12 protein-coding genes are annotated in these 13,230 nt (G+C 37.1%); 2 read left to right on the forward strand and 10 right to left on the reverse strand.

From position 1 onward, the window contains the following. Positions 1-64 precede the first annotated feature (64 nt). Positions 65-937, forward strand: a complete 873-nt coding sequence (locus AC3FI7_RS15190; RefSeq protein ID WP_491460431.1) for a helix-turn-helix domain-containing protein — start codon at positions 65-67, stop codon at positions 935-937. A 92-nt stretch (positions 938-1,029) separates the two neighbouring features. On the opposite strand, the gene AC3FI7_RS15195 is transcribed toward AC3FI7_RS15190, so the two are convergent. Both AC3FI7_RS15195 and AC3FI7_RS15200 read right to left on the reverse strand, forming a co-directional pair. Further along, a complete protein-coding gene (locus AC3FI7_RS15195; RefSeq protein ID WP_172617096.1) occupies positions 1,030-1,314 on the reverse strand; it encodes a hypothetical protein in 285 nt (94 codons plus the stop codon). A 93-nt stretch (positions 1,315-1,407) separates the two neighbouring features. Next, a complete protein-coding gene (locus AC3FI7_RS15200) occupies positions 1,408-3,015 on the reverse strand; it encodes a fumarate hydratase (RefSeq protein WP_491460432.1) in 1,608 nt (535 codons plus the stop codon). A 223-nt stretch (positions 3,016-3,238) separates the two neighbouring features. Between AC3FI7_RS15200 and fumC the strand changes: the two genes are divergently transcribed. Next, positions 3,239-4,633, forward strand: a complete 1,395-nt coding sequence (gene fumC / locus AC3FI7_RS15205) for a class II fumarate hydratase (protein WP_142725163.1) — start codon at positions 3,239-3,241, stop codon at positions 4,631-4,633. Positions 4,634-4,707: 74 nt separating this feature from the next. Here fumC and AC3FI7_RS15210 read toward each other — a convergent pair whose 3' ends face one another. The 8 genes from AC3FI7_RS15210 to porD form a co-directional block, all read right to left on the reverse strand. Next, a complete protein-coding gene (locus AC3FI7_RS15210; RefSeq protein WP_491460433.1) occupies positions 4,708-5,748 on the reverse strand; it encodes a porin family protein in 1,041 nt (346 codons plus the stop codon). Positions 5,749-5,777: 29 nt separating this feature from the next. Continuing rightward, entirely contained in the window at positions 5,778-6,386 is a 609-nt protein-coding gene (locus tag AC3FI7_RS15215) for a hypothetical protein (protein ID WP_343661022.1), read from the reverse strand. Further along, positions 6,373-6,933 (reverse strand): RNA polymerase sigma factor, encoded by a 561-nt coding sequence (locus tag AC3FI7_RS15220; RefSeq protein ID WP_142725166.1) that lies wholly within the window; start codon positions 6,931-6,933, stop codon positions 6,373-6,375. The genes AC3FI7_RS15215 and AC3FI7_RS15220 overlap by 14 nt, the downstream gene beginning before the upstream one ends. A 358-nt stretch (positions 6,934-7,291) precedes the next feature. Next, positions 7,292-8,230, reverse strand: coding sequence for a Dyp-type peroxidase (locus tag AC3FI7_RS15225; RefSeq protein WP_491460434.1), 939 nt, complete (start codon positions 8,228-8,230; stop codon positions 7,292-7,294). An 18-nt stretch (positions 8,231-8,248) separates the two neighbouring features. After that, positions 8,249-8,965, reverse strand: a complete 717-nt coding sequence (locus tag AC3FI7_RS15230; protein WP_343661020.1) for an ABC transporter ATP-binding protein — start codon at positions 8,963-8,965, stop codon at positions 8,249-8,251. 3 nt (positions 8,966-8,968) lie between these two features. Then, positions 8,969-10,435 (reverse strand): DUF5687 family protein, encoded by a 1,467-nt coding sequence (locus tag AC3FI7_RS15235; protein ID WP_491460435.1) that lies wholly within the window; start codon positions 10,433-10,435, stop codon positions 8,969-8,971. Positions 10,436-10,510: 75 nt separating this feature from the next. Continuing rightward, the gene (locus AC3FI7_RS15240; protein ID WP_491460436.1) at positions 10,511-12,160 is read right to left on the reverse strand and encodes a DNA repair protein RecN; all 1,650 of its coding nucleotides are present in this window, start codon (positions 12,158-12,160) and stop codon (positions 10,511-10,513) included. A gap of 146 nt (positions 12,161-12,306) precedes the next feature. After that, positions 12,307-13,212 (reverse strand): type IX secretion system protein PorD, encoded by a 906-nt coding sequence (gene porD / locus AC3FI7_RS15245; RefSeq protein WP_142725171.1) that lies wholly within the window; start codon positions 13,210-13,212, stop codon positions 12,307-12,309. Positions 13,213-13,230 lie beyond the last annotated feature (18 nt).

Raw genomic sequence — 13,230 nt, forward strand, 5'->3', positions numbered from 1 at the left:
CTTTTGATTATCCTACAGGGGATTTTACATTAAGTAGTTGTATCATAGCTGTAAAATATGCTGTATGAAAAAACCATTTAAAAGTGGACTGCTGTTCAGCTCCGAAGACATCAAAATCATTATGCAGGAAGACCTGTGTCCTGACCAATCTTTAAGATCTCATATACTGGAGGGAAAATCAAGCTTTAATCTTATTTTCCTGCTGAGTGATGATATCAGTTTAGAGGCTCCTGATTGCGGAACGAAGTTTTTATTCAGAAAAAACCAGTACATCTTGCATTATTCTCCAAAGGAAAGCACGGCTGAACTTTGGACAGAAAAAATAGAAATCCTGAAATATCTTCAGATTCAGATGAGTTATCAGTATATTTCTAACCTGATCAATCCGGAACTTAATCGTGAGAATGCTGAAATTCTTGAAAATATGGTCCTCAATCGTTTTCTATTCCTTCATAAAAACACGCCCCCTGAAATGACGGTTGAAATGCATATGATTGTAATGGAAATTGTGAGCAATACCAAGCGGGGAATCATGCAGAAATTATTGATTGAAGCCAAAATCATCAAGCTTCTTATTTTGATATTTGAGCAGTTCAATGAGAAAAATATATTGGAATCCGTTCCACAGACTCCTGAAATGATCAGAAAATTCATTGATGAGAATTATCACAGGAATATAAAAGCGGAAGAGATTGGAAAATATATTGGGATGAATCAAAACATTATCAGAAAGGAATTCAAAGCCCGATACCATACAACAATCGCTCATTATATCTCAGAACTCAGGATGCTGAAAGCTAAAAAGTTAATCACCAATAAAGAAATAATGATCAAAGAAATCGCAATAGAATGCGGTTACGAATATCTGCAGAATTTTACAAGGGCATTCAAAAAGAAGTTTGGCATATCTCCTGAACGTCTGAGGAATAATAAATAAGAAAACCGCTTAAAAAATTAAGCGGTTTATATATGTTGTTTTGCTTTGATATTACTTTTTCAGAATTCAGGTGAAAAAGCAATGACAATCAATTAATGATGATGTCCGTGATCGTGAATGAAAGGTCCGTTTCCTTTAGGCTCGTTATAGATCACCTCTACTCCTTCCTGCTCAGTAATAAGCTTTCTTCTGATGTCTTCAGGATCAAAAGGCTTTACTTTTCCGAAATACTCTTTCAAACCTTCAGTTAGCCACATTGGGATTACTAATCCGAAGAACATAAAAATACACCAGAACCCTACTAAGAACATAGTAATGAAGAAAATAGTCCATAGGAACTGGTAGAACGGCCAAAATGCTGATAAAATCGTTATCATTCTCTTAAAGATTTTAGGCAAAAATAGAACTTTTTTCCTTTTTACACAAAAGATCAGCGTTCTATTTTGTTATTTATTTTAATTTTAAACTAATTAATGGGCAAGATCTGCGAAGAAATCGTTGCCTTTATCATCGGTAATGATGAATGCTGGGAAGTCTTTTACTTCGATTTTTCTTACTGCTTCCATCCCTAATTCAGGGAAGTCAACCACATCTACTGATACGATATTGTCTTTAGCAAGAATAGCAGCCGGTCCTCCGATAGATCCAAGGTAGAAACCTCCGTATTTGTTGCAGGCATTGGTAACATCTTTACTTCTGTTTCCTTTTGCCAGCATGATCATACTTCCGCCATGGCTCTGGAATTCATCTACATAAACATCCATTCTTCCCGCAGTAGTAGGTCCGAAACTTCCGGAAGCCATTCCTTCCGGAGTTTTTGCAGGTCCTGCATAATAGATCGGGTGGTTTTTAAAATATTCAGGCATTGGTTTCCCGCTGTCGATAATTTCTTTGATTTTTGCGTGGGCGATATCTCTTGCTACGATTAATGTCCCGTTCAGTTTTAATCTTGTTTTGATCGGATACTTAGAAAGTTCAGCAAGAATTTCCGGCATTGGTTTATTCAGATTGATCTCCACTGCTTCTTCCAGATGTGGAGGCGTATCTGGTAAGAATCTTTTCGGGTCCTGCTCCAGCTGCTCAAGGAAGATTCCATCTTTTGTAATTTTACCTTTGATATTTCTGTCTGCAGAACAGGAAACTCCCATTCCTACAGGGCAGGATGCAGCGTGTCTCGGAAGTCTGATCACTCTTACGTCATGCGTTAGATATTTTCCTCCGAACTGAGCTCCGATGGCACTTTCCTGGCAGATTTTCTGAACTTTAGCTTCCCATTCAAGATCTCTGAATGCCTGTCCGGCCTCATTTCCTTCTGTCGGAAGATTATCGTAATATTTTGCTGATGCTTTTTTAACAGCCGCAAGGTTGGCTTCTGCTGAAGTACCTCCGATTACCAACGCTAAGTGATAAGGCGGGCAGGCAGCTGTTCCCAGATCTGAAATCTTATCTTTGATGAATTCCTCAAGAGATTTTTCGTTCAATAAAGATTTCGTTTTTTGATATAGGAATGTTTTGTTGGCAGAACCTCCTCCTTTTGTTAAGAATAAAAATTCGTAATAATCTCCTTTTTTAGCATAGATATCAATCTGTGCAGGAAGGTTAGATCCTGAATTCTTCTCATCAAACATCGTCAAAGGAACAACCTGAGAATATCTTAAGTTTCTTTTCTGATAGGTATTGAAAATCCCTTTACTTAGGTATTCACCATCATCTACTCCTGTATATACATTTTCTCCTTTTTTTCCCATTACAATAGCAGTACCGGTATCCTGGCACGAAGGAAGAGCTCCCTCAACAGCTACTGCAGCATTCTGCAAAAGGTTGTACGCAACGAATCTGTCATTATCGGTAGCTTCAGGATCATCAATGATTCTTCTAAGGCTTTCCAGGTGAGAAGAACGAAGCATGAAAGAAACATCTGCCATTGCTTCTTCTGCCAGTAATTCCAACCCTTTAGGATCTACTGTTAAAATTTCTCTGTCACCCAGTTTTTCAACCTTTACATAGTCTGATGTAAGCTTCTTGTACACCGTATCATCTTTCTGAATAGGATACGGATCCTGATATCTAAAATCCATTCAATTTTTGTTTGTACAAAAATACGTCTCCTTAAAAAAATATGAGTAAAATCAGTCACTTAAATTGATATTTATAATGATTATAAATTGTAGGTTTCTGAGTTTATAAGTACCTTTATAGAAGCTAAATAACCAAAGCCAAAACATTATTTATTTCATTAAACATGAATAATGTCAACATTTTTTTGACTTAAAAATAAAGATCATACAAATTTCAACCACTATGAATTACAGAATAGAAAAAGACACCATGGGAGAAGTGCAGGTACCTGCAGATAAATTCTGGGGTGCACAGACAGAACGTTCCAGAAACAATTTTAAAATAGGACCTGAAAGCTCAATGCCGCATGAAATCATTGAAGCTTTTGCTTATTTGAAAAAAGCAGCAGCTTATGCCAATACCGATCTGGGAGTACTTCCTGCTGAAAAAAGAGATATGATCGCCAAAGTGTGTGATGAAATACTGGAAGGAAAACTGAATGACCAGTTCCCATTGGTGATCTGGCAGACAGGCTCCGGAACACAGTCGAATATGAACGTCAATGAAGTCATTTCGAACAGGGCTCATGTGAATAACGGAGGGACATTGGGTGAGAAGTCTGAAATTCATCCGAATGATGATGTCAACAAATCCCAGTCTTCCAATGATACCTATCCTACAGCCATGCACATCGCTGCTTATACAAAAGTAGTGGAAGCAACCATTCCTGCAGTGGAAAAATTAAAGAATACGCTGGCTGAAAAATCGAAAGCTTTCAAAGATATTGTCAAAATCGGAAGGACTCACCTGATGGATGCTACACCGCTTACACTTGGACAGGAATTCTCCGGATATGTAGCTCAGCTGGAATTCGGATTGAGAGCTTTAAAGAATACATTACCTCATCTTTCTGAGCTGGCATTGGGAGGAACAGCGGTAGGAACCGGCTTAAATACACCTAACGGATATGATGTAAAGGTGGCCGAATATATTGCTCAATTCACAAAGCATCCTTTTATTACGGCTGAAAATAAATTTGAAGCGCTTGCTGCTCACGATGCCATTGTGGAAAGCCACGGTGCATTAAAGCAGCTGGCTGTGTCTCTATTTAAAATCGCTCAGGATATCAGGCTAATGGCTTCTGGACCGCGTTCAGGAATCGGAGAGATTCACATTCCTGAGAATGAACCGGGTTCATCCATTATGCCTGGAAAAGTAAACCCTACTCAGAACGAAGCAATGACCATGGTTTGTGCTCAGGTTTTAGGAAATGATACTACCATTTCTTTTGCCGGAACTCAGGGGAATTATGAACTGAATGTTTTCAAACCGGTGATGGCGTACAATTTCTTACAGTCTGCCCAATTGATTGCTGATGCATGTCTTTCTTTCAATGAGCACTGTGCTGTAGGTATTGAACCGAATTATGAGAGAATTAAAGAGCTTGTAGACAAATCTCTAATGCTTGTGACAGCTTTAAATACCCATATCGGATATGAAAATGCTGCAAAAATTGCCAAAACAGCCCATAAAAATGGTACTACATTAAAAGAAGAAGCCGTCAATCTTGGATTATTAACCGCTGAACAGTTTGACGAATGGGTAAAACCTGAAGATATGGTTGGAAGTTTAAAATAATGATTTTATAACTGATACAATGCAAAACTCCGGGATCCTTTCCCGGAGTTTTGCGTTTTGCAATCAAAGTGTATTTAATCTAATCCGATGGCTAAGCCGAATATCAGCGCTTTATCATTATTAAAATAACCATCTTTAAAGAAGTTGCTGAAATCTTTCTTTACAAACAGGCTGAAGCTGTTATAGGAAACAGTAAACTGTGCTCCGTATACAAAAGGATTTACCTGATAGTTTCCCCGGTCTCTTCTTTCCCCATCATTATCTTTTACAATATTGTTGGTAGACATTTTTACGCCGCCATACAAATTTGCCCCTATTTTAAATCCCGTATAATAACTACGGTACTGAATATCCATTCCTGCATTTTTAAGCTTGGAGAAATTATACTGTATTCCAAGAGGGACCATAATATATCCTGTTCTCAGCTTGCTTTTATCCAGGTTTTCATTAGCGTGGGCCAAAGCAACTCCCTGATCTGCATTTTTTGCAAAATACATATTATTATCTGTTCTGACTGTTCTCCATGAAAATCCCAATCCTGAAGTAATTGCCCATGGACTTGTTCTGCTGAGCTGATAATTCAGTTTCAGACCAAACTCCAGATTATTGGCATATCCGATGTTTTTATCCAGTTCGTTATCCTGAGAACTGTTTGTCAATGTCATAATTCCGTAAGAGAAATATCCTGTAAAGCTCCTGCTTGGGCGGAATTTTTTTAACAGCTTTTCCTTGAGTTCTTCCTGCGAAGTCACATCAGTGTTCAAAAGGGAATACCTTACCTGCTTCTGAATCACATCATCCAGATCAAATCCCAGTTCTTCAATTCTTTTATCCATTTTCCCGGAATAACGGTCTGCTATCTGGGCCTTTTCTCTGTCAAATTCAGCTTTATCCAGATTTCTGGCCTGTAAAACCTTAAGCTCTTCTTCCATCAGTTTTTTTTCTTCCTGAATAATCGCATTGATTTTAGCGGCATATTCTTCCACTTTTTCTTTAACAATCGGGCTTACCTCAGTATCTTTTTTAGAAGACAGATTAATATTCAGTTTCTTTTGTGCATGGAACGATGCCGAAATAGAGCATAGCAATCCCATTACGATTAATTTCTTGATCATATTATTAATTTTTTATTTTTTCGGATAAATTATCTGGCATTCAGATCAATAGTAGTAGCCACATTACTCCCATCCTTGGTTTTTTCAATGACATCTTTATGTTCTACTGAAAAAAGAAGCGTGGATGGGTCTACATATTTCTTCTTTTTAACCGGAGTTTTTAAAGAATCGGCTTTTGCCATGAGTTTAGGATTAGAAATCTGGGTAATATCAAGTTTCTTTAAAGGAACAGTTTCTTTGGGAATGAGATTATCATGTCCTATTGCCACTGGAGAAATCACTTCTCCTTTATCTGGCGCAAGAGTTTTCTTTACCTCCTTTTTATTATTCTCTACCACCAGTGGAACATTATGCTGAACCGGATCTTTTTTGATTTCTTCTATAGTGTTTTTTTCTGTTTTCTCTGCAACGACAGGCTGAATTTCTGAAGGCTGATTAAGAAAAAACAGAACAGCTCCCAAGCTTAATGTCAACATTAAGCATGCTGCCACTAAAAGCCAGTTTACCTTTGATTTGGAGCGATCATTACTATTATGATGAAACTCAATTTCAGACCACAGATCTCTTGAAGGAGCAATTTCTCTCTCCTCAATCTGTTTTTTAATCTGAAATTCAATATGATCTTTAAACGTTTTCATTTTTCACTTTTTTTTGTTGTTGAAAGTAGATCTTTCTTAATTTTTCTTTTGCTCTGAACAGCTGTGTTTTGCTGACAGCAACTGAAATCTGCAAAGTCTCAGCAATTTCCTGATGAGAATATCCTTCCAGCACATACAGGTTAAAAACCATTCTGTAGGCATCAGGAAGCTGATCCAAAAGTTCCTGCGCATTAAAATCACAATCAACCTCGGATTCCTGAATGTCTTCATGAAACGATTGATTGATCTCATCCAGATAAAATACCGTTTTATGGCTTTTGATAAAATTCAGGCATTCATTGACAACAATTCTTCTTGCCCAGCTTTCCAGATTTGATTCTCCCCTGAAGCTTTCTATATGCTTAAAAATCTTACAGAATGCTTTAATAAGACAATCCTCCGCCTGATACAAATCGCTTACATAGCTTTTGCTTACACTCAGAAATTTCCTTACATTCTGTTCATAGAAAATCTTCTGTGCAGCCGGATCCTGTTTTTTCAGGAGGCTTAACAAATCATTCTTTTTATTTCCGAACAAAAGTTTCATGCTTATACTGTTTCTATACTAAAGACAATGAAAACAAAAAAAGGTTACAATTTTGATAAAAAATTTTATTTATAAATTTTAAAACTTTTCAGAATAGTTTAATTCGAATGATAAATAACGCAAAAAATTCATTTTCAAGGTGTATAATTTTAACACAGGTAAAGTTTACCAGATGAAATCTGCCCTGAAGCGTATGCTTAATTGCCGTCTTTGGCGGAAATTTCTTTGCTTCCTCAAAATGCACAGAAGTAAAATACATCTTCTCTGCGTTTTAACGATTCTGCCTTATTGATTGTAACAAAAAAGTTCACCTGCCCACTTTATTAAAAAAGCTGTCTGAATTAGACAGCTTTGCACTTTATCCTGAGAATTCATCAAGCATGTTTCTGGTAGGAACAAAGAAAAGCGTTCCGGTAACCGCTGTGCTGAAATCTAAAATTCTGTCATAATTTCCCGGTGGATCACCTATAAACATATTGGTCAGCATCTTTCTGGTTGTCGTAAATGTGCTTGCATAGGAAATAAAATAGGTTCCAAAATCATTGGTAGAGGGACTTCCGAAAGGCATATTATCTCTGACGATTTTCAATTCCTCTCCATTTTCACCTTCGATGTTGGCCAAAGCAATATGAGAATTTGCCGGTTTCACATCATCAGACATTTCAATATCATTTTCTTTAGATCTTCCGATTACTTTTTCCTGATCTTCTGTTGAAAGGCTTTTCCATGCATCCATATTATGAAGATATTTCTGAACGAAAAGATAACTCCCTCCTTTATACTGAAGGTCTTCATCTCCGATTTTTGCAAAATAATCACGGTCATCCCCATGCGGATTTTCCGTTCCGTCTACAAAACCAAGAATAGAGCGGGCATCCCAGTATTTGAATCCGTGAATCTCCAGAATGCTTTCTGCAACAGAACCCAGCAATTTGGATATTTCAACAGCCATATCAAAAATCAGACTTTTGTTATCTGCCCGTAAATGAAAGTGAAGGTCTCCGGGAGTAGAAACAGCAGTATGCTTTATACCTTTTATCTCTTCAAAGTCAACCAATTCCTTCGGCGGAGGGGTTGGAAGCTGCAGTTTCTTCCATGCTTCAGCACCAATTCCCATTACACAGCTTGCCCTGCTGCCCGGAAACCTGTTAAAAACCGAATTATTAAGATTAAGTACCAATGCACATAACTGCTGAAATACATCTTTAAGCTTTGGATCCTCACGAAGTTTCCAGACCATAAAAATGGTATTGCTGTTAGGATAATCTGTGACGTTTTGTGATTCAATCGTATTCATACCTCTTTTTTTGTGGTATTAAATATCCGAAATTGCAACCTGATCTGCAAAATATTGCTCCAGATCTTTCAGGGTCTCGGGATTGGTCTGGATATCTTTTACCAGAAGACCTTTGTTCACTACAACAATTCTGTTACAGACTTCTGTTGTGTGCGAAAGATCATGGCTGGATATCAGGAATGTAACGCCATCCTGTTTTGATAATTCCTTAATCAGATTTTTAAGTTTAATCTGTGTAGAAGGATCAAGGTTCGCAAAAGGCTCGTCAAGAATAATAATCTCAGGATTTCCAATAATCGCCCCCACAATTCCCACTTTTTTCTGATTTCCTTTTGAAAGATCACGAATGTATTTCCCGGATTTAAGGATCTCACCATTGAAAAAATCATGAAAAGGCTTCAGGAACTCATCTACAGAAGCTTTATTCTGACCTCTCAACTCTCCGATAAAGTAAAAGTACTCTTCGGGTGTAAGGTAACCAATAAGAAAGGTATCGTCTACAAAGGCTGAAACTTTATTTTTCCAGGCTTCAGATTCATTGACTTTGATTCCGTCGATGCTTACAAATCCTGTAGTAGCCTGAATCAAATCCAGCATCAGACTGAAAAGCGTTGTTTTCCCGGCTCCGTTATTTCCCACAAGGCCAAATGTCTCTCCATTTGGAATTTCAAGATGTTCGATATTAAGAACAGTTGCTGTTCCGTATGTTTTGGATAAATTTTGTATGTTGATCATGACTTAAGCTTTATTTTTAAATGCATCAAGTGTGCTGTATTTTTCTTTTTTATAATGTTTCACGATGATATCGAAAATCTTTTCTCTCATAAAAAATCCGATAACTCCAATAAAGGCAATGCTTATCACTCCTCCTGTAATTCCTGTGAAATACTTTGCTAATGCAAATACACCCATGGGAAGAAGCATTTTTGGAATCAATAAGAGTATAGCCACCATATTAAAACTTCCTTTCTGCCCCAGTCTTTTCTCTTTAGAATTCAGATCAATCTGGGTTTTGTTGAAAGCTCCGGACCATAAGGTAAATTGAGAATTCACTCCAATATTGTATAATCCTGCCGCAAAAAATGTAATATATACCTCCCAGCCAAAGTATGCATAGCAAAGCGCTGCAATTATTGAAACTCCTGTCACAATATTCATCAGCCACCATTTTGCCTTTAAATATTCTTTATAGGGAACATTCAACGTCATCATCAAAGGATAATATGAACTGTCAAAAGCAGGAACTCTTTGCCCAAAAAGAAACTGGAAGCCTCCCGTTACAAATAGGCCCATAAACATCATCATTGCCGGAGTTTTATACAGCGAAGAAGTAAACATCAGCAATCCATAGAACAGAAACATAAAGCTGCCCAGCAAAATACCTTTGGTCACTTTATTACGTCTCAGCATTTTAACATCATTATTGATAAATGTTCCGATAACGCCATACTTATTCAGGAAAGCAATGTTCTCTGTTTTTCCCACTGTTTTCTTAGCTTCAAGCCCCTGATCCAGATAAAATTCCTGACGAAGATAACGGAAACAAATCCACCACAACAAAACAAACAGAACAACAGGGATCAGTGCAAAGTAAGGTTTTTCATAGAAGCTGAAGAAAACAGATTCTGAGTAAGCCAGAACCGGAATGATTTTATAATATCCCAGACTTCCGATGATCACAAAGCAAACTCCTATGATAATGGCTAATGCCTCTTTCCCGTTGAAGAAAATATTGATAAAATTGTTCAGATAGAGTAATGCAATCACTCCAATAAGCCATACCAGTATTCCTACAATCTCATATCCATTGAATAACGCAATCAGTGAAAATGTGATAAAGAATAAGGAAGTCAGCCAGCTGAACGCGGAAAGGAAGGTTTTAGCCAGCATATAATTGACCAGTGTATTCTTTCTGATATTCATGGTAAGAAACGGTTTAATATTCTGTGTGGGGACTTCCTGCCAGAGATATTTAATTACCAGATCTATAATCCAGCCAACAATCATGAATTTTGATACTATCTTCAAAGGGTTTTGGTGCATCTCTTCCTGCACATAGAAAAAGGCAATAAACGCTCCGCCTATAAGACATCCAATAAAGTAAAGAATTCCTATGAAACGGAGAATTTTCATGGTCAGATTAATCCCTAAAGATGTACCACGAAAAAAGCTTTTGATTTCAAGCCTAAGGAACTTTAGAAACATATGTTAGTTTTTTTACATTAGTCAATATAATGTAAAATATGTTACATTTTTTTAAGGAAAAGTGTAATTTTATAATTATCCGATAAGTTCTTTTGCCTGGGCTAAAGCAGCTTCTGTAATTTTACTTCCGGAAAGCAGCTGGGCAATTTCATTCAGCTTTTCTTCGCTGTTCAAAGGAATAATAGTAGATTGAGTTCTGCCGGAAATATCCTGTTTCACCACCTTATAATTATCATTTCCTTTAGCAGCCACCTGTGCAAGGTGTGAAATAACGATCAGCTGCATATCTTCAGACATTTCACGCATAAGGTTTCCGATCTCTTCCGCTACTTTCCCGGAAACTCCGGTATCGATTTCGTCAAGAATCAAAGTGGGCAGCTCATCGCTTTCTGCAATGATCTTTTTTACTGCAAGCATTACTCTTGATCTTTCTCCTCCGGAAATAGCAGTCTGAACCGGTTTTAAAGGGAAGCCGGAATTGGCCTGAAACAGCAGCTGGATATTTTCTTTTCCAAACTGGTTGAATTCATCAGCATCCTGTAATTCTATATCCACTTTTGCTTTTTCCAACCCTAATTTCTTGAGAAGGCTTTCTGCTTTTTTGATAAAAACAGGAACATTTTTGTGCCTGTTCTTTGAAAGTTTTGCAGCAAGACCCTGAAGTGTTTTTTCTTTTTGGGAAATGTTTTCCTCTGTTTCTTCAATCTGTGACTCCAGCTCAGAAGCTCCTTTCTGATCTCCTGCCAGTTGATTCCTGATCTCGATCAGCTCATTCAGATCTGAAACGTTGTGCTTTAAGAATAAAGCATTTATTTTATTATTAAGATCCGTAAGATATATTAGATTCTCAGGATTAATTTCAACCTTTTCTGCCTGATGTTCCAATTCGGAAATAATGTCTTTAAGCTCTACAAAAGAGGTTTCAAGCCTTTCATCAAGCTCTGCAAAACCGGCAGAAACTCCGGAAATTCTGGAAAGCTTATTGGTAGCCTCATTAAAGAAGGACAGGATTCCTATTTCTTCCTGATGAAACCTAGATAAGATCTGGCTTATATTTTCGGAGATCATCCCGGCATTTTCCTGAACAGAAAGCTGATTCTGAATATCTTCATAATCAACATCATCAAGTTTCAGTTCTTCCAGTTCGTTAAGTAAGAATTCTTTATAATCGCTTTCTTTATTAGTTTCTGAAAGTTGGGTTTTCAGCTTTTTCAGCTGAAGTTTAAGGTTTTGAAAGTCAGAAAATTCCTGCTGATATTCTTCGATAATCTTTTTATTATCAGACAGCCCGTCAATAATTTTAAACTGATATTCTGATGTAAAGAGATTGGATGTTTCAAACTGGGAATGGATATCTATCAGCTGTGAGGAAAGTTCTCTGAGAATATCCAGCGTCACCGGCACATCATTAATAAATGCACGGGATTTCCCTGAAGGAAGGATCTCTCTTCGGATAATGGTCTGATGCTCATAGTCCAGGTCATTTTCAATAAAGAATTTCTTAAACTGATTGTTGAGAGAAAATTCGGTTTCCACTACGCTTTTTTCATCAGCTTTAGCGATAGATTTTACATCTGCTCTTTCTCCTAAAATAAGTCTCAGAGCACCTAGAATAATAGATTTACCCGCCCCGGTTTCTCCGGTAATAACCTGTAAACCATTTTTCAGTGATACTTCAAGGGTATCAATCAGGGCAAAATTTTTAATGTAAATTCTCGAAAGCATTGGTAATCCGGGTTATGGTCCAGTTTGAATTTGAATTGTAAAAATAAGTTTTTTTTTAATGAATTGAGAAAATGTTTTTAGGCTTTCTCTTCAATTTTATAATTGTTTTTTGATTTACAATCCAAGTGATTTTATTGATCACAGCTTTACACCTTCCATTTATTCCACTTATTGTCAATATTTTTCGGGGAGAGAATAATCATCGTCTGTTTAAGATCATTCAGAATCAGGCCTCCGTTATTTCCGGAATTGAAAATATTAAAGATTTCATCACTTTTGGTGTCCATAAACAGGTTAAAGAAAAAAGCCTGCTGGAAGCTGTTTTCGTACATTTTGAGCTGCATCAGCGCATCAAAAATCACTTTTTTCCCAGCCGTCTGATCCTGATTAAAAAGATTATCCAGGCCTGCTCTGTGATAGGTATAGATTGTAGACCTTAACTGACTCCAGTTAGGGTTCATGATTTCGTTAATCAAAATAGAACGGCTTCTTGGCTCATTAATGGTATTCCAGCCTTCATAGTTTCTGTTTTGAGAATTCTGGGCAATCTGCTGTGCCTTTGCATACCATTGAGATCCTCCCATAGACTGGAAGCTATCTGCATCCACTCCTAAAATAAGATAGATATAGAAACTGATCACATCAGTAAGATTTTTTCCTGAGAACTGTCTTTCATTAAATATAAGACTCTCATTTTCAATATACTCAAAAGCAAAACGCTGGTCCTGAAGATTCAGTAAAGGAGATTCATAAGAAGTATTAAAAACCGGGCGAACAGCCTGAATAACAATAGATCCTTTGAACTTATTGACATCTCTTTCTGCAATTACAATGGAAAAACCACATTTTATTTTTTCAAAATTCTGAAGTTTTTTACCCGTCCAGCTGGTATTATTGATAAAATCCCTGAGGCTTTTTTCCAGCGCTTTATAGGCCTGCTGATTACTTCCTCCCAACTGTTGGGAGTTTACCTGCACTGTTGCCAGCAACTCCTGGGAAAAACTTTGGGTATATATAAAAAGCAGAAAAAATAAACTTATAATTCTTTTCATTGTCTACTAAAAATTGAG

This window comes from Chryseobacterium sp. TQ-BC-N36 (assembly GCF_058382295.1).

Excerpts from the sequence above, each read along its gene's own strand:
- AC3FI7_RS15190 (WP_491460431.1), top strand. The coding sequence starts at position 65 with ATGAAAAAACCATTTAAAAGTGGACTGCTGTTCAGCTCCGAAGACATC.
- AC3FI7_RS15195 (WP_172617096.1), bottom strand. The coding sequence starts at position 1,314 with ATGATAACGATTTTATCAGCATTTTGGCCGTTCTACCAGTTCCTATGG.
- AC3FI7_RS15200 (WP_491460432.1), bottom strand. The coding sequence starts at position 3,015 with ATGGATTTTAGATATCAGGATCCGTATCCTATTCAGAAAGATGATACG.
- fumC (WP_142725163.1), top strand. The coding sequence starts at position 3,239 with ATGAATTACAGAATAGAAAAAGACACCATGGGAGAAGTGCAGGTACCT.
- AC3FI7_RS15210 (WP_491460433.1), bottom strand. The coding sequence starts at position 5,748 with ATGATCAAGAAATTAATCGTAATGGGATTGCTATGCTCTATTTCGGCA.
- AC3FI7_RS15215 (WP_343661022.1), bottom strand. The coding sequence starts at position 6,386 with ATGAAAACGTTTAAAGATCATATTGAATTTCAGATTAAAAAACAGATT.
- AC3FI7_RS15220 (WP_142725166.1), bottom strand. The coding sequence starts at position 6,933 with ATGAAACTTTTGTTCGGAAATAAAAAGAATGATTTGTTAAGCCTCCTG.
- AC3FI7_RS15225 (WP_491460434.1), bottom strand. The coding sequence starts at position 8,230 with ATGAATACGATTGAATCACAAAACGTCACAGATTATCCTAACAGCAAT.
- AC3FI7_RS15230 (WP_343661020.1), bottom strand. The coding sequence starts at position 8,965 with ATGATCAACATACAAAATTTATCCAAAACATACGGAACAGCAACTGTT.
- AC3FI7_RS15235 (WP_491460435.1), bottom strand. The coding sequence starts at position 10,435 with ATGTTTCTAAAGTTCCTTAGGCTTGAAATCAAAAGCTTTTTTCGTGGT.
- AC3FI7_RS15240 (WP_491460436.1), bottom strand. The coding sequence starts at position 12,160 with ATGCTTTCGAGAATTTACATTAAAAATTTTGCCCTGATTGATACCCTT.
- porD (WP_142725171.1), bottom strand. The coding sequence starts at position 13,212 with ATGAAAAGAATTATAAGTTTATTTTTTCTGCTTTTTATATATACCCAA.